Origin of the sequence: Nocardia sp. JCM 34519.1 (assembly GCF_020361265.1) — a bacterium.
GTDB classification, from domain to species: domain Bacteria; phylum Actinomycetota; class Actinomycetes; order Mycobacteriales; family Mycobacteriaceae; genus Nocardia; species Nocardia arthritidis_A.
This window is the reverse complement of the sequence record NZ_JAIRBR010000026.1, coordinates 100,343-119,352: the sequence shown is the minus strand read 5'-3', so window position 1 is coordinate 119,352 and position 19,010 is coordinate 100,343. Positions and strand designations below refer to the sequence as shown.

23 protein-coding genes are annotated in these 19,010 nt (G+C 67.3%); 14 read left to right on the top strand and 9 right to left on the bottom strand.

The annotated features are described in order from the left end of the window. Positions 1-130: 130 nt before the first annotated feature. A complete protein-coding gene (locus LGY53_RS38700; protein WP_225731640.1) occupies positions 131-814 on the bottom strand; it encodes a TetR/AcrR family transcriptional regulator in 684 nt (227 codons plus the stop codon). Positions 815-1,248: 434 nt separating this feature from the next. On the opposite strand from LGY53_RS38700, the gene LGY53_RS38695 reads away from it, so the two are divergent. The 5 genes from LGY53_RS38695 (at position 1,249) to LGY53_RS38675 (ending at position 5,254) form a co-directional block, all read left to right on the top strand. After that, positions 1,249-2,466 (top strand): DUF445 domain-containing protein, encoded by a 1,218-nt coding sequence (locus tag LGY53_RS38695; RefSeq protein ID WP_225731653.1) that lies wholly within the window; start codon positions 1,249-1,251, stop codon positions 2,464-2,466. 103 nt (positions 2,467-2,569) lie between these two features. Further along, a complete protein-coding gene (locus LGY53_RS38690; RefSeq protein WP_225731639.1) occupies positions 2,570-3,073 on the top strand; it encodes a helix-turn-helix domain-containing protein in 504 nt (167 codons plus the stop codon). After that, the gene (locus LGY53_RS38685; RefSeq protein ID WP_225731638.1) at positions 3,070-3,735 is read left to right on the top strand and encodes a heparin-binding hemagglutinin; all 666 of its coding nucleotides are present in this window, start codon (positions 3,070-3,072) and stop codon (positions 3,733-3,735) included. The genes LGY53_RS38690 and LGY53_RS38685 overlap by 4 nt, the downstream gene beginning before the upstream one ends. A gap of 65 nt (positions 3,736-3,800) precedes the next feature. After that, entirely contained in the window at positions 3,801-4,097 is a 297-nt protein-coding gene (locus LGY53_RS38680) for a DUF2516 family protein (RefSeq protein ID WP_167478249.1), read from the top strand. Positions 4,098-4,222: 125 nt separating this feature from the next. Further along, the gene (locus LGY53_RS38675) at positions 4,223-5,254 is read left to right on the top strand and encodes an alpha/beta fold hydrolase (protein WP_225731637.1); all 1,032 of its coding nucleotides are present in this window, start codon (positions 4,223-4,225) and stop codon (positions 5,252-5,254) included. A 106-nt stretch (positions 5,255-5,360) separates the two neighbouring features. Here the strand turns inward: LGY53_RS38675 and purU are convergent, their stop codons facing one another. Further along, positions 5,361-6,251: a formyltetrahydrofolate deformylase gene (purU, locus tag LGY53_RS38670; RefSeq protein WP_225731636.1), complete on the bottom strand. Its 891-nt coding sequence runs from the start codon at positions 6,249-6,251 to the stop codon at positions 5,361-5,363. An 83-nt stretch (positions 6,252-6,334) separates the two neighbouring features. On the opposite strand from purU, the gene LGY53_RS38665 reads away from it, so the two are divergent. Next, a complete protein-coding gene (locus tag LGY53_RS38665) occupies positions 6,335-6,607 on the top strand; it encodes a hypothetical protein (protein ID WP_225731635.1) in 273 nt (90 codons plus the stop codon). On the opposite strand, the gene LGY53_RS38660 is transcribed toward LGY53_RS38665, so the two are convergent. Next, complete coding sequence (locus LGY53_RS38660) at positions 6,595-7,137, bottom strand: GNAT family N-acetyltransferase (protein ID WP_225731634.1); 543 nt, start codon at positions 7,135-7,137, stop codon at positions 6,595-6,597. The two genes, LGY53_RS38665 and LGY53_RS38660, sit on opposite strands and share 13 nt — an antisense overlap. A 180-nt stretch (positions 7,138-7,317) precedes the next feature. Between LGY53_RS38660 and deoC the strand changes: the two genes are divergently transcribed. Beyond that, entirely contained in the window at positions 7,318-7,986 is a 669-nt protein-coding gene (gene deoC, locus LGY53_RS38655; RefSeq protein WP_225731633.1) for a deoxyribose-phosphate aldolase, read from the top strand. A gap of 19 nt (positions 7,987-8,005) precedes the next feature. On the opposite strand, the gene LGY53_RS38650 is transcribed toward deoC, so the two are convergent. Further along, positions 8,006-8,728 carry a DUF2993 domain-containing protein gene (locus LGY53_RS38650; RefSeq protein ID WP_225731632.1) on the bottom strand — a complete coding sequence of 241 codons (723 nt, stop codon included), beginning with the start codon at positions 8,726-8,728 and terminating at the stop codon, positions 8,006-8,008. Positions 8,729-8,829: 101 nt separating this feature from the next. On the opposite strand from LGY53_RS38650, the gene LGY53_RS38645 reads away from it, so the two are divergent. Then, positions 8,830-9,405: a hypothetical protein gene (locus tag LGY53_RS38645; protein WP_225731631.1), complete on the top strand. Its 576-nt coding sequence runs from the start codon at positions 8,830-8,832 to the stop codon at positions 9,403-9,405. A gap of 21 nt (positions 9,406-9,426) precedes the next feature. Here LGY53_RS38645 and LGY53_RS38640 read toward each other — a convergent pair whose 3' ends face one another. The 3 genes from LGY53_RS38640 to LGY53_RS38630 all read right to left on the bottom strand — a co-directional run bounded on the left by LGY53_RS38640 (position 9,427) and on the right by LGY53_RS38630 (position 11,341). After that, positions 9,427-10,224 (bottom strand): class I SAM-dependent methyltransferase, encoded by a 798-nt coding sequence (locus tag LGY53_RS38640; protein WP_225731630.1) that lies wholly within the window; start codon positions 10,222-10,224, stop codon positions 9,427-9,429. Beyond that, positions 10,194-10,712: a DUF2505 domain-containing protein gene (locus LGY53_RS38635; protein ID WP_225731629.1), complete on the bottom strand. Its 519-nt coding sequence runs from the start codon at positions 10,710-10,712 to the stop codon at positions 10,194-10,196. The genes LGY53_RS38640 and LGY53_RS38635 overlap by 31 nt, the downstream gene beginning before the upstream one ends. A 143-nt stretch (positions 10,713-10,855) precedes the next feature. Next, positions 10,856-11,341, bottom strand: coding sequence for a DUF2505 domain-containing protein (locus tag LGY53_RS38630; RefSeq protein ID WP_225731628.1), 486 nt, complete (start codon positions 11,339-11,341; stop codon positions 10,856-10,858). Positions 11,342-11,389: 48 nt separating this feature from the next. Between LGY53_RS38630 and LGY53_RS38625 the strand changes: the two genes are divergently transcribed. Together LGY53_RS38625 and LGY53_RS38620 are read left to right on the top strand one after the other, a co-directional pair. Further along, positions 11,390-12,472 carry a UDP-N-acetylmuramate dehydrogenase gene (locus tag LGY53_RS38625; RefSeq protein ID WP_225731652.1) on the top strand — a complete coding sequence of 361 codons (1,083 nt, stop codon included), beginning with the start codon at positions 11,390-11,392 and terminating at the stop codon, positions 12,470-12,472. A gap of 68 nt (positions 12,473-12,540) precedes the next feature. Next, positions 12,541-13,779 (top strand): Ig-like domain-containing protein, encoded by a 1,239-nt coding sequence (locus LGY53_RS38620; protein ID WP_225731627.1) that lies wholly within the window; start codon positions 12,541-12,543, stop codon positions 13,777-13,779. A 57-nt stretch (positions 13,780-13,836) separates the two neighbouring features. Here the strand turns inward: LGY53_RS38620 and mscL are convergent, their stop codons facing one another. Beyond that, positions 13,837-14,283, bottom strand: a complete 447-nt coding sequence (gene mscL, locus LGY53_RS38615; RefSeq protein ID WP_225731626.1) for a large conductance mechanosensitive channel protein MscL — start codon at positions 14,281-14,283, stop codon at positions 13,837-13,839. A 131-nt stretch (positions 14,284-14,414) separates the two neighbouring features. Continuing rightward, complete coding sequence (locus LGY53_RS38610; protein ID WP_225731625.1) at positions 14,415-15,149, bottom strand: SDR family NAD(P)-dependent oxidoreductase; 735 nt, start codon at positions 15,147-15,149, stop codon at positions 14,415-14,417. A gap of 65 nt (positions 15,150-15,214) precedes the next feature. On the opposite strand from LGY53_RS38610, the gene LGY53_RS38605 reads away from it, so the two are divergent. From LGY53_RS38605 to LGY53_RS38590, 4 genes are all read left to right on the top strand, one after another. Next, positions 15,215-16,036: an alpha/beta fold hydrolase gene (locus tag LGY53_RS38605; RefSeq protein ID WP_225731624.1), complete on the top strand. Its 822-nt coding sequence runs from the start codon at positions 15,215-15,217 to the stop codon at positions 16,034-16,036. Between the two features lie 108 nt (positions 16,037-16,144). Continuing rightward, positions 16,145-17,533, top strand: a complete 1,389-nt coding sequence (gene mshA / locus LGY53_RS38600) for a D-inositol-3-phosphate glycosyltransferase (protein ID WP_225731623.1) — start codon at positions 16,145-16,147, stop codon at positions 17,531-17,533. A 23-nt stretch (positions 17,534-17,556) separates the two neighbouring features. Next, positions 17,557-18,033 carry a YbjN domain-containing protein gene (locus LGY53_RS38595; protein WP_374111301.1) on the top strand — a complete coding sequence of 159 codons (477 nt, stop codon included), beginning with the start codon at positions 17,557-17,559 and terminating at the stop codon, positions 18,031-18,033. Between the two features lie 54 nt (positions 18,034-18,087). After that, positions 18,088-18,993, top strand: a complete 906-nt coding sequence (locus tag LGY53_RS38590; protein ID WP_225731621.1) for an ROK family protein — start codon at positions 18,088-18,090, stop codon at positions 18,991-18,993. Positions 18,994-19,010 lie beyond the last annotated feature (17 nt).

Sequence of the window (19,010 nt, the reverse complement as noted above, 5' to 3'; positions counted from 1 at the left end):
CTCGCGCCTGCGGCGCATGCGCTTCGACCGCTGAGACGCGAGACGGGCCGCGAACGTCGCTCGTAAGACTCGCTCCCAACTTGGTCGCGAGAGGGCCGGATGTCGCCACCGGCGAGTAGCGCGTCGGTGATCAGTTCTTGTCGGGCCGGTTCGGGGTCGGCAGCACATGTGGTTGCCGGTTGAACACGGCGGGGGAACCCTCGGCCTTGGCTATGCCCTCGATGGCGCTCCAGGCCATCATCGTGAGGTAGTCGAGCACCTCGTCGCGGGACATGGACTTGCTCGTCGTCCACCAGTGGGTGGCCAGTTGAATGCCGCCGACCAGTACGTAGGAGCACAGCAGCGCGCCGTCGGTCTGGATGCCGCGGGCGCTGGCCCGGTCGGTGATCACCGCGGCGACAACCTCGGCGAACAGCTTCTCGAATTCGGCCAGCGATGACTGATCGGCCGAACCGTTGCCCATGATGAAGCGGTAGACCTCGGGATCGTCGTCCACCGTTCCGACGTAGGCCGCCAGCGCCGAGCGCACCAGCTGATACTCGTCGGCGTCCAGGCTGATGGCCTCGTAGACCCGCGGCATCATCGTGGTCTCGATGAACCGCTGCATGGTGGCGTGCACGAGATCGTTCTTATCCGAGAAATACCGGTACAGAACGGTTTTGGAGACGCCGATCTCGGCGGCGATCTCATCCATCCCCGCATTGCTGCCGCGGGCGCGGATGGCGGCGAGGGTACCGTCGACCAACTCCTCGCGGCGGTCGATCTTGTGCTGGCGCCACCGGCGCTTGCGGCCGTCCATCCGGCCGCCGCGCACCGCCGACGGGCGCTCCGCGCGCTCGCCGATGTCGACAAGGTCTTCGGTGGACAGCGTTGGCTCCCTCGCTCGTATGTGCAGAAACCCACCGGCTTTGTGCCGAGGCTTATCAGCTTAGGTGCAGGCAACCCCCGATATGCGCGTTTGGTCGCCGATGCGGCGCGAACCACAGATTTCTCGACGGAATTCTTCCGGTCGGTGTGTGTATTTCGCCCGGCGGTTACCTGGCGCAAGCCATATCCCCATCCGGTGCAACGCAGAATGGAGGCATGGAGGAATCCCCCGGCAACACCGTGGTGCGCGCGCAGGCCCCGGACGTGGCACCGGAGCGCAACGGCGCGGGTCCCCGGGAGCACCTGGCGGTGCCCGCCCCCGCTCCGCTCGGCTTCGCGTCCGTACTCGACGAGGCGAACAAGAAGCGCGACCTGTTCCGGATGAAGGCGATCGCGACCGGACTGCTCGCCCTCGCCGCGGCGATCTACCTGACCTGTCGCTGGCTGGAATCGCGTGGCACGGGCGGCGACTGGGTCGGTTTCGTGCGCGCGGCGGCGGAGGCGGGCATGGTCGGCGCGCTCGCCGACTGGTTCGCGGTGACCGCGCTGTTCCGGCATCCGCTCGGCCTACCCATCCCGCACACGGCGATCATCCGGAAGAAGAAGGATCAGCTGGGGGCCAGTCTCGGCAGCTTCGTCGGCACGAATTTCCTTGCACCCGATGTGGTTTCGGCCAAGGTGAGCTCGGCGCAGGTTTCCTTCCGGATCGGTCGCTGGATGGCCGATCCCGGGCATGCGGCGCGGGTGGCGCAGGAGAGTTCGACCATTCTGCGCGCGGTGGTCGGGGTGCTGCGGGACGAGGACGTCGAGCAGATCATCGACGCCACGATCGTCAGGCGGATCGCGGATCCGCTGTGGGGGCCGCCGATCGGGCGGGTGCTCGCCGAACTGCTTGCCGACAACCGGCAGCTGCCGCTGCTGGATATGCTCGCCGAGCGGGCGCATCAGTGGGCGCTCGGCAGTCAGGAGACGATCGACCGGATCGTCATGCGCGACGCGCCGCAGTGGGCGCCCAAATTCGTGAATGTCCTGCTGTCCGAGCGAATTTATCGGGAGCTGGTGGAGTTCACCTGGAAGGTCAGATCGAATCCGGATCACGAGCTGCGGCTGGCGGCGAATCGCTTTCTCGAGCAATTCGCCGACGATCTGCAGCACGACGATGCCACGATCAAGAAGGCCGAGCGGATCAAGGCCCAGATCATGGGCCGCGAGGAAATCACCGGGATGGCCGAGGCCACCTGGCGGGCGGCCAAGCGATTGATTCTGGAGTCGGCGGATGATCCCAATTCGGCCTTGCGCAGCAAGGTCGCCGAGAACGTACAGCAGTTGGGTGAGCGACTGCGCGACGGCTCCGAGATGCGGGACAAGGTCGACGGTTGGATCGATCGCGGTGCGCGGTATCTGGTCGGGAACTACGCGCAGGAGATCACCACCCTGGTCACCGATACGGTTGCCCGGTGGGATGCCGATGAGGCGAGTAAGAAGATCGAACTGCAGGTTGGGCGTGATCTGCAATTCATTCGCATCAATGGAACGGTCGTGGGTTCGATTGCCGGACTGGTGATTTACACGATCTCGTATTTGACATTCGGTGGCTGAGAAGTAGCCGCCGAATGTTTGCCATAAGGGTGCTAGCAGACTGCTTGCAATAGCTAGCACCCTGTCCTAGAATTGCACACGTACAACCGCCAGAAGGTGAGTGATGGCAGACCAGCCCGAGGTTTCCGCCGAGTACACCGGAGGTTCGGCGGAGAAATCCGCCGGCACCGGAGAGCGCGGGGGTCGCGTCGCGAACGCGGCGCACGACATCGGAGGTTTCATCAGGGCGCAGCGGGAAGCCGCGCAAGTTTCGCTGCGTCAACTCGCCCAACTCGCGGGAGTGAGCAATCCGTACCTCAGCCAGATCGAGCGCGGATTGCGCAATCCGTCCGCCGAAGTACTCGCGCAGATCGCCAAGGCACTGCGGGTGTCATCGGAGGTGTTGTACGTACGGGCTGGCTATCTGGAGCAGCGGCCGCACAGTCCGGTCCGGGATGCCCTGCTCGCCGACACCGGGATCACCGAACGGCAGAAGCAGGTCTTGCTGGACATCTACGAATCGTTCCGCCGGGAAAACGGCGCGAGCGATCCGGGGGGACCCGACAGGGACAGCGACGTTCCGCGCACAACCGAAACTCCGTCACGCCAGGAGACACAGGAACCATGACCGAGAAGAACCCCACCGTGACCAAGCCCATCTACGCCACCGTCGGTGCGGGTGACGCCATCTACGCCGCCGTCGTCGACGTTGTCGACAAGGTGCGCGAGCGCACCGGCACCAGCGACCTTTCCGGCCGGGTCGAGGAGGCGCGCGAGCGCTTCGCGAATGTGCCCGCCGATGTACAGGCGCAGTTCGAATCGCTGCGCGAGCGTTTGGCCGGCCTCCCGTCGGAGCTGCCCGACGATATCGCCGAGCTGCGCGAGAAGTTCACCGCCGAGGAACTGCGCTCGCTGGCCGACAAGTACTACCACCAGCTGCTCGACCTGTACGAAGACCTCGCCAGCCGCGGTGAGGAGACCGTGGAGCGCCTGCGGACGAACCACCTGGTCGAGGATCAGATCGAGCGGGTCGAGACCATCTACAAGGATGCGGCGGGCCGCGCCGAGGTGGTCATCGATCGGGTGAACGGGCTGCTGAATCGCCCGGCCAAGGCCGAGGGCGAGGCGGAGCTCGAGGACGAGCCGGTGGTGGATGGTGAGGTCGTCGCGGTGACCACCGAAACCGAGCCGGCTCCGGCGGAGAACGGCGAGGTCAAGAAGGTCGCCGCGAAGAAGGCGCCGGCGAAGAAGGCCACCGCCAAGAAGGCCGCGCCCAAGAAGGCCGAGTAAGAAGGACTTTCGCAACGCCCCCGCACACCCCTGGTGTGCGGGGGCGTTCCTTCTATCATGGGTAAGTGACCTTTGTGCACGGATTGACCGGGCTCATCATGTTCGTTCTCTGGCTGGGCGCGTTGGGGGCGACGATCTTCGCGCTCATCCACGCGGTCCGGCAGCGTCCGGACGCGTTCACGGCCGTGGACAAGTTGACCAAGCCCATCTGGATGACGATTCTGGCCGCGGCATTGGCCGCGCTGCTGTTCCTCGGGCTGTCCATGCCGTTCATCGGTGTGCTCGCGATCGTGGCGACCGGTATCTATCTGGCGGATGTGCGGCCGAAGGTGGATGAGATCCAGCGGGGTCCGCGCTGGTAGGAGACGTTTTCGCGCGCGGGTTCGCGCTGTCGCGGCAGAACCACGCATAACTTTTCGGGTGCTTGCACTGGCAAGCGGCGCGAATCGGGTTTACTGTATCGAGCAGTAACACAAAGGAGTGTCCGATGCGTGCACCGTTGCCGACCCCCGGGCGCATCCGCCAGTTTTTGGATGCGCACCGCGCCGATCTGCGCTCGCGTACCTACGCGACCTCGGCATACAACCCCCCGACCGCTGTGCCCGAAACCATCCCGGTGACCACTCGGGACGGCGCGCGGCTGCGCGTACACGCCTACGGACCCGCCGACCGTCCGGTCCTCGTGCTGGTGCACGGCTGGAGCTGCGCCATCGAGTACTGGAACGCCCAGATCAACGCCTTCGCGGGCGATTACCGGGTGATCGCCTACGACCAGCGCGGGCACGGCGAAAGCGAACTCGGCAACAGCCACCTCGACTGCGATCTGCTCGCCGACGATCTGGATGCGGTGCTCACCGCCGCACTACGCCCCGGACAGCGCGCGGTGCTCGCCGGACACAGCCTCGGCGGTATGACATTGCAGGCGTGGGCGCGGCGCTACCCGGACCGGGTGACCGAGCGGGCGCACGCCGTACTGCTGACCAACACCGCACCGGACGGGCTGATCGCCGCGACCACCGTTGTCCCGTTTGTGAATAGCGAGCTGCCGCTGCTGCATATGCGAATCCCGTTGCCGCGCTTCATCGGTCGTGCCGCGCTCGGCACACCCCTGGTATTCCCGCCGGTCGCGCCGGTGCGCTGGATCTTCGCCGACACGGTGATGAGCAGGGAATGCGATGCGGAAACGGTGCGCTACGGCATGAATATCGTGCGATCCTGCCCGGCTCGGGTGCGCGCCCGGTTCGGCCTGCTGCTCGCCGATATGGATCTGGGCGATGCGGCGCGAAACCTGGTGGTGCCCACCACAATTCTGGCCGGGTCGCTGGATGACATGACGCCGCCGTCGCATTCGGAGCGAATCGTCGAAATACTGCGCGAGACCGGCAGTCTGGCGCGTTACCACGTGCTGCGCACCGGGCATCTCGGCAATGTCGAGGCGTACCGGGAATTCAACGCCGAACTGGCGCGGGTGCTCGAATCCGTCGATCACCCAACACAAGTCGCCGAGATCGCGGGCTGACACCGTCGGCCCGGCGAGTGCCGGGACGGCGGGGCGGGCGCCCTTCGTCGCAGAGGCCCACCCCGCCGTCCCAGTGCTCGCCAGGTCTGGAAAATCCTTTGGGATCCTAGGAGAAGACGACGGTCCGGCGGCCGTGTACCAACACCCGGCCCTCCAGATGCCAGCGCAGGCCGCGGGCCAGCACGACCCGTTCGATATCCCGGCCCTGCCGCACCATGTCGCGCACATCGTCGGCGTGGTCGATGCGGATGACGTCCTGTTCGATGATCGGTCCCGCATCCAATTCCGCGGTGACGTAGTGGCAGGTTGCGCCGATCAGCTTGACGCCGCGGGCGAAGGCCTGGTGATACGGGCGAGCGCCGACGAATGAGGGCAGGAAGCTGTGGTGGATATTGATCGCCCGGCCCGCCCAGTACTCGCACAGTTCGGCGGGCAGCACCTGCATGAACCGGGCCAACACCACCGCATGCGGATCGTGCGCGTCGACCAGCGCGCGCACCTGCGCGAAGGCCGGGCCGCGCTCGGCCGGATCCTTCGGGAACGGCACGTAGTGGAATTTCACGCCGTGCGCCTCGGTCATCTCGGCCAGATCCGGATGGTTGCCGATCACCGCCTCGATGGTGGCGGGCAGCTCGCCGCTGGCCGCGCGGCCGAGCAGGTCGTGCAGGCAGTGCCCGTCCTTGCTGACCAGCAGCACCGCCCGGCGCCGGGCGCCGGAATCGTGCAGCTGCCACTCCGTCTTCGGCCCGAATTCGGCGGCGACCTCCGCGAACCGGTCTCGCAGTTCGGTGAGCCCGAACGGCACCGTCGACGCCTTGATCGCCTGCCGGGTGAAGAACCAGCCCGTATCGCCATCGGAGTGGTACCCCGCCTCGACGATCGACCCGCCGAATTCGGCGATGAACGAGGTGATCCGGGCGATGATGCCCGGACGGTCCGGGCAGCCGAGGGTCAGCACGAATCGTCGGTCGTCCGAGGCGGGTGGGGCGGAACTCATTGGCTCAGTCTTTCAGGTGGCTTTCGGACCGCCGGGACCTGCCCGGGTGGAATGTGGGCTCCGTCGCCCCGCATGATCGACGGATGACCACCCTGAAGTTCGTGCGCCGCACCGACGGCCGCACCTACGAATTCGTCGATGACGGATCGGCGCACGGATATCCCTCGTACAAGCGGGTCGATCTGGATCTGTGGTGTGAGCGCCTACCCGAATTCGGCTGGGTGCTGCGCACCGCGGACGGTGTGATCGCGGCGCGGCCGTTCGACGATGCCGGGCACGGTGCGCTGCCGCCGGGCGGAGCCTGGGTGAGCCGAAAGGCCGACCGCTCTTACGTCTACGACGTTCACATCTCGTAAAACGGTTCCGCGTAATGGAATTCGCCGACGATCTGGGAATCGTACGCGGTGAGCTGGCGGATCTGGAAATGCGATATCCAGGCGGGTTCGTCGGGGGTGATGCCGAGGCGGGCGGCCGGGACGAAACCGAAGCGCGGGTAGTAGTCGAGGCTGCCGAGCAGGCCGATGAGCGGTTCGTCCAGTGCGTCGGCGGCGCCGAGCGCGGCATGCATCAGGGCCGATCCGACGCCGACGCCCTGGTGGTCGGCGTGGACGCCGATCGGGCCCAGGGCGAGCACCGGGAACGGGCCGACACCCGCGCGGGTGAGGCAGAGGTGTCCGATGACGGTGTCGTGTACCACCGCGACCAGGGCGAGGGTGGGAATCCAGCTGGCGTCGCTGCGCAGGCGGGTAACCAGATCGACCTCGGGCGGATCCACCGCGCTGTCCTCCGGTGCGACATTGTCGTCCGCGTATTGCGGACCGAACGCGCTGCGGTGCACCGCAGCGATCGCGGCAGCGTCGTCGGCGCGCTCGCGACGGATCAGCACGGTGTTCGTCTCCTCCCGACCGAGTTTGGGGCCACCCGCTGTCTGTGCGCCGGCCGGGCAAACCGTACCGCCCGATTATCGCCGACCATTACGAGTGTGCGCGAAGTGCCACCAGGCGCGCAACGGAATTCGCCGCATGCGGACTGGCGGGCGCGCGCCGATATGCCAGACTCTCACCTCATGGCCGAAATCGTGATGCCGTCCAGGGCCGAAGTTGCCGCCATGATCGATCACACCCTCCTAGCCCCGGAGGCGACGCCCGCCGATGTGGCCGCGCTGGTGGATGAGGCCAGGTCGTTGGGGGTGTTCGCGATCTGTGTCTCCCCGTCCATGTTGCCGCTGGACGCGCGGGGGCTGACCGTCGCGACCGTCGCGGGATTCCCGTCCGGCAAACATCATTCGCTGGTGAAGGGCGCCGAGGCGCGGCTCGCGGTGGATCAGGGTGCGGCCGAGGTGGATATGGTCATCGATGTCGGCGCGGCGCTGGCCGGGGATTACGGTGCGGTGCTCGCCGATATCGTCACGGTGCGCGAGGCGATGGGGGATCGGGCGCTGCTCAAGGTGATCATCGAGGCGGCCGCGCTGCCCGATGCCGCGATCGTCGAGGTGTGCCGGGCCGCCGAGCGCGCGGGCGCCGATTTCGTGAAGACCTCCACCGGATTTCACCCCGCGGGCGGGGCGAGCGCGCACGCCGTGCGGCTGATGGCGCAGACCGTCGGCGGCAGGCTCGGCGTGAAGGCGAGCGGCGGAATCCGCACCGCCGAGGCCGCCGCCGAGCTGATCGCCGCGGGCGCAACGCGTTTGGGGTTGTCGAAGTCGCGCGCGGTGCTAGACGGCTTCCCGGCCTGAATCAACAGCCCGGCCTGCATCAGCAGCCCGAGTTGCCCTGTGCCGCAGGCAGATCCGCACGCCCGCCGGACAGCTTCGCGTGGATGCCGTCGTCGGTCACCTTGACCTCGGTGGCCTGCATTCCGTACGGATAGCTCTGCAGGCTCTTGGTGAAGATGTCGACGATGCCCGCCACCAGATCGGTCGGGATGCCGATGCCGAACACCTTGGCCGACCTCGTATCCACCTGCACGACACCGTTTTTGATCTGCGGCTGCACCTGCAACTGGGCCAGCCCGCCGAGGACGTCGAGGGTCAGTTCACCGGTGGACGCCGACGATCGGACCCCGCTCACCATCCCGCCGAGCGTCTGCCGGATGCCGTCGTTGTCCCAGGTGACGTCGGCCGACGAACTGCCGATGACGCCGCCGCCCTGGCCACCGCCGGAGGTTTCGATATCGCGGAAGGTCGCGTGCACCACCATGCCTACGGCGGGGCCGAATTTGGTGTCATCGGTGCTGACGTCGGCCTCACCGACCTTGCCGTCCACCCAGCTGATCAGCAGCGGCTTGTAGCCGAAGCCGACATCGATCTTGGAGCCCATCTCCTTCTCGAACTGCGAGCTGATGCATTTGGCGACGGTGTGTCTGGCATACGCTTCGCCGGCAACCAGGACGGTCGCCAGCAGTACCGCGACCGCGGTGATGGCGATCACCAGGGTGCGCCGGCTGATGGTCCGGCCCGAAGAGGCTTGCAAGCTCATGCGCACAGATTCTTCCCGAAAAATCTGTGTTGGTTCTGAGGACGCTGTGAGGGCTCCGAAATGTGACGTGCGGCACAGAATCGGCGCGTAGCCTCGGGTGAATGACCGGCAATGTTGACGGGTGGCGGGTGCTGCGGCGGTACGCCGGGCGCCATGCCGGTTTCTTCACAACCAGACAGGTGGTGCGCACCGGGTGCGAGGCCAGGGTGCGTGCGGGGCTCGGCGACGGTTCGGTGACCCGCGCCGGAGTCGGGCTGCTGCGACTAGCCGAATGGCCCGTCGGCCCGCTCGACGAATTCGCCATGTGGTCGGCCTGGTTCGACGGCGCCGCGGTGGTCTGCCATCAGAGCGCGGCGGATCTGCACGGGCTCGGTCGGCTCCGGCCGCGGTTCCTACATCTGTCGGTCGGCGTCGGGCGCGCGCCGGTGACGCCGCGGCTGGTGGTGCTGCGGCGCAGGTTGCGCGGTCCGGACGTGGAGTCGGCGGGTCCGTTCCTGGTGACGACGCCGCTGCGCACGGTGCTCGATCTCGCCGAATCGGAGATCGGCCAGACCTCGCTGGACGAGGTGGTGGGCGACGCGGTGGCCATCGGGCGCTGCGGCGCGTCCGAAATCCGTTCCGCGGCAGCGGCTCTCACACCGCGCGCGGCGGCGCGGCTGGCGCGGGCGCTCGGCTGACGGGTCGAACGCGGCCCGATATCAGCGCGGCGCGACCACCGACCACGGCACCGACAGCACGCAGTCGCGCATCCTGCGGCGGTAGTCGCGGACCGGAAATCCGTCCGCCCGTAGATAATTCGCCGCGGCGCGCCATCGAACGCGCGGTCCGAACGGCGCGAGCGGCGCGGCGCGAGCCCACGCGCGGTCGGCGGCGGTGAGCAGCGCGTGCACCGGCTCGCCGGGAATATTGCGATGGATCAACACCTTCGGCAGCCGTTCCGCGATATCCGACGGCCGCGCCACGGTGAACGGATCCCAGGCCAGCGTCAGCGACAGCGGTCCGGAACGCTCCAAAAGCACCCAGGCGCAACGTCTTCCGAGCTCGTCGCAGGTGCCGTCGACCAGCAGGCCGTCGGGCGCCAAACCGGCGAGGACGGTGTCCCACGCCGCCGGTACCGCCGACTCCGGATACTGCCGCAGCACATTGAACGCGCGCACCAAAACCGGTCGCAGCCCGGCCAATTCGAATCCGCCGCGGGCGAAGCTGACGCCGTCGCGGCCCGGCACCACCCGGTCCGGATCGATCTCCAATCCGACCACCCGCACATCCGGCCGCACGGTGCGCAGCCGGGCGGCCAGCTCCAGCGTGGTCCACGGGCTCGCGCCGTAACCGAGATCCACCACCAGCGGATCGGCGGCGGCGCGCAGGCGCACGGTCACCAGTTCGTCGTTGATCAGCCAGCGGTCGCTGCGCCGCAGCCGGTTGACACCCGTCGTGCCCCGGGTGATGGCGCCGACCGGTTTGCTCAGCTGATCGGGTTTTGCTCGTCCAGCCACTGGATCGTGAATTCGGCCTCGCCGCGGAACAGGTCCACCAGGTTGATCAGCATGAGCTGTTCCAGCCGCGGGCCGAGCATCGGAATGAAAACCTTTGCCTCCGAGGAATAGCGCATGGTGCAGCCGGTGTCGGTGGGGAACATCCGCATGGTGCCGCCGAGGCTGCCGGGGCCTGCCGGGATGGAAGCGGAGAATTTGCCCTCGACCTCGGGGCCGAACGGGCCGAAGCTCTCCTTGTGCGTGATGACCATATCTTTGCGCATCACCGTCTGCGCGATCTCGGGGAGCATCTCGCGCGGCAGGATGTGGTTGAGCACGACATCGATGCCGTCGTCACCGGCCTCGAAGCTCGCCACCTCGTTACCCGGCGCGTACTTGTTCATCTCCACCATCCGCGCATCCCAGTAGTCGCGGTTCGACAGCGCCGCGTAGAGCTCCTTGGTGGTACGCAGCGGGTAGCGGGCTGAGTAGTCGAGTCGGCGTGCCATGAGCGCACAGATTACGCGAGCGAATCGTCGGCGCATCGCTCGGCGGTGTCCCGCGCGGCGCGAGTGTCAGGCCCGAAGCAGCGTTACCACGTCGGCTGCGAATTCCTACCGGCGAGCCGTGGCTGCGCCTCGCCCGCGGGCGTTCAGTGCTGGGACAACCAGGTGTTGGTGAACCCTTCCTCGTTGCCGAGCAGTTCGACTAGGCGCTCCTGGATCGCGGCCTCGATCTTGCCGCCGAACAGCGGAATCTTCACCTCGATGCTGCCCTTGACGGTGGCCACCGCGCCCGCGCCGTCGGCTTCCAGCTTGATGGTGCCCGCGACCTCGGCGGGCGCACCCTCGACCCGCGCGGTGAAGGTGCCCGAATCGCCCTGCCACTCCTCGGTGCGCGGAATGATCAGATCCCCGGGGCGTACCGCGGTGATCGCGGCGGGCAGCAGTTCGGCGGCGATCGCCTGCACCATCTCGACGCGCACATGGTCGCCCTGCACGGTGACCGAGTCGAGCCGGGCGTTCGGCCCGCCGACCTCGGCGATGCGGTCCTTCCAATACTGCTCGTTCGCGAGCGCCGCACGGACGGCGTCCAGCGAGTGAGCGTAGCGGGCCGTGAACGCCAACCATGTAGCCATGGTCGGACACGCTACCGTCTGGCTGTGCGAACTTCTCGGGTGGTGTCCATGGACGAGCTGCGCGCCACACTGGCCGCGACCGGCGCGACGCTGCGGCCGGACGTGTCGCTGGCCGGGCTGACCACGCTGCGGGTCGGCGGTCCGGCTCCCGTCGCGATATGTCCGACGACGGACGCGCTGGTGGCGACCGTGCGCGCGCTGGACGCGGCGCGAATTCCGCTGCTGCTCATCGCGGGCGGTTCGAATCTGCTCATCGGGGATGCGGGCTTCGACGGCGTCGTGGTCCGGGTGGCCAACGACACTGTGACGCTCGGCGCGGACAGTGTGCTTGCCGAGGCGGGCGCGGATTGGGATTCGGTCGTCGCGCGGACCGTGGCCGCGGGCCTCGGCGGACTGGAATGCCTGTCCGGGATTCCCGGTTCGGCGGGTGCGACACCGGTGCAGAACGTGGGCGCGTACGGCGTCGAGGTCGCGCAGCTGCTGCGCCGGATCCGGCTGCTGGATCGGGCCAGCGGTGAAATCCGTTGGGCGACACCGGACGAGCTCGGTTTCGGTTATCGCACCAGCGTGCTCAAGCACAGCGACGCCGCGGTGGTGCTCGCGGTCGAGTTCGCGCTCGATCCCAGCGGTGCGAGCGCGCCGCTGCGCTATCGGGAGCTGGCCGCGGCCCTCGGCGCGGCCGAGGGTGAGACCCGCCCCGCCGATCAGGTCCGTCAGGTGGTGCTGCGCTTGCGTGCGGGCAAGGGCATGGTGCTCGACCCGGCCGATCACGACACCTGGAGCGCCGGATCCTTCTTCACCAATCCGGTGGTGCCGCACGCGCGCGTCGACGCGGTCCTGGCCGCGATCCGCGCCCATGTGGGCGATATCACGATTCCCACTTATCCGGCGCCGGACGGGGTGAAGTTCTCGGCGGGCTGGCTGATCGAGCGCGCGGGTTTCGCGAAGGGGTATCCGGGGCCGGACGCGCGGGCCCGGCTGTCCACGAAACATACGCTGGCACTGACGAACCGGGGTGATGCGACGGCGGCGGAGCTGATCGCGCTGGCCAGGACGGTGCGGGCCGGGGTGGCCGAGCGGTTCGGCATCCGGCTGGAGCCTGAGCCGGTCACCGTCGGGATAACCCTCTAACCGGATGAAACGGACACCACATTTTTCGCTAGCCGACCGAACTAATCGCTCCGCGTAAATTCGAAGAAGTGAGCAATCGTCCAGTGATCCGAAGATCGGCATTCGCCGTATCGGCCGCACTGCTCGTGGTGGTCGCGCTGGTAGCGGGATGTTCGAGCGGAAGCGGTAAGAAAGACAATCCGGCGGCGGCGGAGCCGGTCGCGAAGGTGACCCTGGCACCGGGGGACAAGGCGAAGAACGTCAACCCGGTCGATCCCGTCTCGGTCAGCGTCGCCAACGGCACCATCGATCAGGTCGCGCTGACGAACGCCGCGGGTAAGCAGGTCACCGGCGAGCTCGCACCGGACAAACACAGCTTCAAGATCACCGAGGCGCTCGGCTACAACGCCACGTACACCTGGTCCGGCACCGCGATCGGCACCGACCACAAACCGATTCCGATCGAGGGCAGCTTCAGCACGCTGGCGCCCAAGAACACCGTCCCGGCGACCATCAATATCGCCGACAACCAAGAGGTCGGCATCGCGGCGCCGATCATCCTGCAGTTCAAGGCATCCGTGCAGAACAAGCAGGCGATCGAGAAGGCGCTCACCGTCACCACCGATCCGCCCACCGAGGGGGCGTGGGCCTGGTTCCCGGACGACAACGGCTCCCGATTGCACTGGCGGCCCAAGGATTACTGGGTTCCCGGCACCACCGTGCACGTCGCGGCCAAGCTGTACGGCCTGGACCTGGGCAACGGCAACTACGGATATACCGATCTCACTTCGGATTTCAAGATCGGCCGCAGCCAGATCGTCAAGGCGAACGCGCCGAGTCACCGCATGCAGGTGGTGCGCGACGGTCAGGTCATCTTCGATTTCGCGGTGAGCTACGGCGAGGGCAACGAGCCGCGCAACGTGACCCGTTCCGGCGTCCATGTGGTCACCGAGAAGTACGAGGACTTCATGATGTCGAATCCGCCGTTCTACACCAACGTTCGGGAACGGTGGGCGGTACGTATCTCCAACAACGGTGAATTCATCCACGCGAACCCGGAATCCGTTGCGTCACAGGGTTCGGCGAATGTCACCAACGGCTGCATCAACCTCTCGCCCGGTGATGCGCAGAAGTACTTCCCGACCGCGCTCTACGGCGATCCGGTCGAGGTGACCGGCACATCGATTCCGCTCTCGGCCGCAGACGGCGACCTCTACGACTGGACCATCGACTGGAATACCTGGAAATCCATGTCGGCGCTGAAAGGTGAACCGTCGCAGGTGGTTACCGCCACCCCGGTGCCGCCGCAGCCCGCCGGCGGACGCTGAGAGCCTTCCGATTCGATTGGCCCGCAACATCATTTGATGTCGCGGGCCAATTCCGTATCAGCTGGTTTCCGAATTCTCTTCTTCCGCTTTACGATCCGCGGCCACCTTCTCCGGTTCGCGGCCGCCGGATTGTTCGGCCAGCAGGTCGCGGATCTCGATGAGTAATTCCGCGGCGGTCGGTTCCGCGGCCTTCGCGGTGCCGAAGCGGTTCTTGATCGTCTTCATCGGCAGGATCAGCACGAAATACAGCACGACGGCTACCATGAGGAAATCGATCGCGGCGGTGATGATCGGGCCGACCGCGATGAAGGTGGCCGGTTTGCTCGGCACCAACTGGAAGCCGAGGCCGAGCTGGTTGGTGCCGCCGAACACCGCGAGCAGCGGATTGATGACCCCCTTCGTCACCGAGGTCACGACAGCGGTGAACGCGGTACCCATCACCACCGCCACCGCGAGTTCGATGACGTTGCCGCGCATCAGAAAATCTCTGAACCCCTTCAGCATGATTCGACGACTCCAATCAGATTTATTTGCCTTTCAAACATCAGAGGCTAATGACGAGACGTCGAGTCGTCTAATTATCGGGATTCGCGAAAGCCGGGTTATTTACGAAATATCAATGCGCGCTTGACGACTCAGTTGCGACGGGCGAAACGCCCGGCGTCGGCCTGGTCGCGCGGCTTGACGATGATCTGGTCCAGGTTCACATGCGATGGGCGGCTCGCCACGAATCCGACGATCTCCGCGATGTCCTGCGCGACCAGCGGGTCGATGCCCTCGTACACCTTCGCGGCGCGCTCGGCGTCCCCGCCGAAACGCACCAGCGAGAATTCGGTTTCCACCGCGCCGGGCGCGATTTCGGTGAGCCGCACCGGTTTTCCGAGCAGTTCGCCGCGCAGCGTGCGATGCAGTACCGCCTGCGCGTGCTTGGCCGAGGTGTAGCCGGAACCGTTGTCGTAGGTGACGAACGCGGCCACGGAGGTGATGGTGACGATGAGCCCGTCGCCCGAGGCGATCAGCTTCGGCAGCAGCGCCTTGGTGACGCGCAGGGTGCCGAGCACATTCGTCTCCCACATCCAGCGCCAGTCGTCCAGGTCGGCATCGGCGACCGTGGCCAGACCCTTCGCGCCGCCCGCATTGTTGACCAGCACATCGGCCCGCTCGATCGCCTCGGCGAAGGCGCGCACCGAATCGTCCGAGGTGACATCGAGTTCCAGTGCGGTGCCGCCGATTTCGTCGGCGAGCCGCTCCAGCCGGTCCAGCCGCCGCGCGCCGATGATCACGTGGTAGCCCTGTTTCGCGAGTTCCCGGGCGGTGGCCTCCCCGATACCCGAGCTGGCTCCGGTGACGACGGCGGTGCGAATGCTCATGTGCGCAATCCTAGGTGGGCCGCAAGAACCGACGCTGTTGTCCTTCTCACCGTTAGCCTGGCGACATGGCTATACGGGAAGTAACCAGCGCGGACGGCACCGCCATCGTCTACCAGGTCACCGGTCCGGCCGAGGCTCGCCCGCTGGTGCTGCTGCACGGTTGGTCGGCCAACCTGCGCTGCTGGGGCGGTGCCGCCGACGATCTCGCCGCCCGCTTCCGGGTGATCGCGGTGGACCTGCGCGGGCACGGTTATTCCGGTGCGCCCGCCGCCGGTTACGACGATCCGAAGAACTGGGCCGCGGATATCGCGGCGGTGCTCGCGGCCGAGGGGATCACGGCGGGCGCGGTGCTGCTCGGCTGGTCGTACGGCGGCATCGTGCTGTCGGACTATCTGACCGTGTACGGCTCGGGCGCGATCGCGGGCGTCATCTACAGCGGCTCGATGGCCAATATCGGCCGCGGGGTGCCGGGTGCGGCCACCGGACCGGCCATGCAGGCGGCGATTCCCGCCGTCTTCGACGAACATGCCGGGCCCGCGGTGCGCGCGTTCAGCTCCTTCGGCAATGCCAATACCGGGCCGGGCGCCGATAAGGGTGTCGAGGCGCAGCGGATGTTCGGCACCAGCCTCGCGACGTTGCCCTCGGTGCGCAAGGCGCTGTTCTACCGAACCGTCGACAATACCGAAACCCTTCGCGCCCTTGATATTCCGGTGCTGGTGCTGCACGGGACCGCGGATCCGGTGGTGCCGATCGAGAATGCGCGCTACATCCTGGAGGCCGCGCCGTACGCGCATTCGTCGTTCTGGGACGGTGCGCAGCACGGCCTGTTCATCGAGGACCGGCCGCGATTCGTCGCCGAGGTGACGGCCTTCGTAGAACGACTCTGACCGAATAAATCCCTTGCGCCGCGGCGGGTGACAGTACTCACGGACGGGCTGTGATGGCTGTCACTCCGCCCGGTGACAGTGTCTGAGTCCGGCGATTCCCCGTGCACTATGGAGAGTGTGAGTCAACGCCCGGACATACGGCCCAGTCGGATCGCCGTGATATCGGTGCACACCTCACCACTTGCTCAGCCGGGCACCGGCGACGCCGGGGGAATGAACGTCTACGTGCTGCAAACCGCCGTGCAACTGGCCAGGCGCGGCATCGAGGTCGAGATCTTCACCCGTGCCACCTCGTCGAATGTGCCGCCGGTGCAGGAGGCCGCGCCCGGTGTCCTGGTACGCAATGTGGTCGCGGGACCATTCGAGGGGCTGGACAAGCGCGATCTGCCGACCCAGCTGTGCCCGTTCACCGCGGAGGTGCTGCGCCAGGAGGCCAGGCAGCTGCCCGGCCACTACGACCTGATCCATTCGCACTACTGGCTATCCGGCCAGGTGGGCTGGCTGGCCAAGGATCGCTGGCGGGTCCCGCTGGTGCACACCGCGCACACGCTGGCCGCGGTGAAGAATGCCGCGCTCGCCGACGGCGACTGTCCGGAGCCGCTATCCCGGCAGATCGGTGAGCAGCAGCTCATCGGCGAGGCCGACCGGCTGGTCGCGAACACCGTCGAGGAGGCGCGGCAGCTGATCGAGCTGTACGGCGCCGATCCGGAAATGATCGACGTCGTGCCGCCCGGCGCCGACCTGGCCCGCTACCGTCCCGGTGAAAAGGCCGCTGCCCGAACGGCATTGGGGCTTTCCCAGACGGAGCAGATCGTCGCGTTCGTCGGCCGGATCCAGCCGCTCAAGGCGCCGGACGTGCTGATCCGCGCCGCGGCCGAGGTGCTGCGCCGGGAACCGGAGCGCGCCCTGCGGGTGCTCATCGTCGGCGGGCCGTCGGGCACCGGCCTGGAACGCCCGCATTCGCTGATCGAACTGGCCGACGCGCTCGGCATCGCCGACCGCGTCACCTTCCTGCCGCCGCAGCCGCCGGACCGGCTCGTGCAGGTGTATCGCGCGGCGGATCTGGTCGCGGTCCCCAGCTATAACGAATCCTTCGGCCTGGTCGCCATCGAGGCGCAGGCCAGCGGCACCCCCGTGCTGGCCGCCGATGTCGGCGGGCTCGGCACCGCGGTGCGGCACGGCGAATCCGGCCTGCTGGTGCCCGGGCACCGCGCCGAGGAATGGGCCGATGCGCTGACCTACCTGCTCGCCGATCGGATTCGCCTGTGGCGCATGGGAATCCGGGCCGTCGATCATGCGGCGAATTTCTCCTGGGAGCACACCGCGGACGGTTTGCTCGCCAGTTATTCGGCCGCGCTGGCCGGATTCCGTCCCGAGCACGCCAGGTTCCGCGGCGCGATCTCCCGCGGCGCGAACGCGCGTCCGGGTGAGCGGGTTAGCCTGGAACGCAGTGCGCCGCGGGCGCTGCTGCGACGACGGATGGGAGTCAAAAGGTGAGCGAGCTGCGAGTCACCGCGCAGCTGATCGATGAGACGTTGCGCGACAGGGAAATCGAATACACCCACCCCAGTGCGGAGACCTTCGTCGTCATCCTGCCGGGTGAGCGCAAACTGAAGACCACCGTCATGCTCACCGTCGGCAAACACGGCGTGCGCATCGAATCCTTCGTCTGCCGCAAACCGGATGAGAACTTCGAGGGCGTCTACAAATTCCTGCTGCGCCGCAACCGCAGGCTCTACGGCGTCGCGTACACCCTGGACCGGGTCGGCGATATCTACCTCGTCGGCCGGATCGCGACGCACGCCGTCACCGCCGACGAACTGGATCGGGTCTTCGGCCAGGTCCTGGAGGCCGTCGACGCCGATTTCAATGTCCTGCTGGAGCTGGGTTTCGCCGAATCCATCCGGAAGGAATGGAAGTGGCGGGTCTCGCGCGGTGAGTCGCTGAAGAACCTGCGCGCCTTCGAACATCTGGTGGAGTCCACCGAACAGCACTGAAGTTCGCGCTCGGCTCGGGCATGATCTGGCACGAGCACGAGAGGCGGTAGATGGATGACGGTTCTTGCCCTGGATATAGGCGCGAGCAAATTCGCCGCGGGGCGGGTGCACGCCGGACGGCGAGTGCGCGAGGTGCGTCAGGTCGACGTGCCGCCCGACGGCATCTGGGAGGTGTGCCGGGCGCTGCTGCTGGAGGTGGCGGGCGACGAGCCGGTGACCGCGGTCGGCATCGGGTCGGCGGGTCCGGTGGATGTGCCGCACGGCAAGACGATGCCGTTGAATATGCCCGAATGGCGGTCCGGCTTCCCGATCGTCGGGAAGGTGCAGGAGCTGTTTCCGGCGGCCGCCATCCGATTCGCCAGCGACGGAGCCTGTCTGGCGCTGGCCGAACACCATGTCGGCGCGTTGCGCGGGCTGCCGGACGGAATGGCCATGACGGTGTCTTCCGGAATCGGCGGCGGGCTGATCGTCGACGGCAAGGTGGTGCTCGGCCGCACCGGCAATGCCGGACATGTCGGGCATATCGTCGTCCCCGGCTGGGATACGCCGTGCAGTTGCGGCGGCATCGGCTGTGTCGAGGCGGTCGCCAGCGGAATGTCCTCGGTGCGCTGGGCGCGCGCGCAGGGCTGGGCCGGAACCACCGGGGCCGAGCTGGCCAAGGCCGCCCATATCGGCGACGCCATCGCGTTGGCCGCGCTGGAGCGGGCCGGCACCGCGCTCGGCCAGGCCATCGCCTCGGCCGCGGCGCTGCTCGATATCAATCTGGTGGTGATCGGCGGCGGATTCGCGAAATCGGGTGATCCGCTCTGGACCCCGCTGCGCGCGGCCGTCGCCAAGCACGCCCGGCTCGGGTTCCTCAGCAAGCTGCGGGTGGTGCAGTCGCGAATCGCCAACGGGGCCACGCTCGTCGGCGCCGGTGTGCTCGCGGCCGGGCACGCGACCGCCGACACCATCGACTGACCATCTGCCCCGACCGC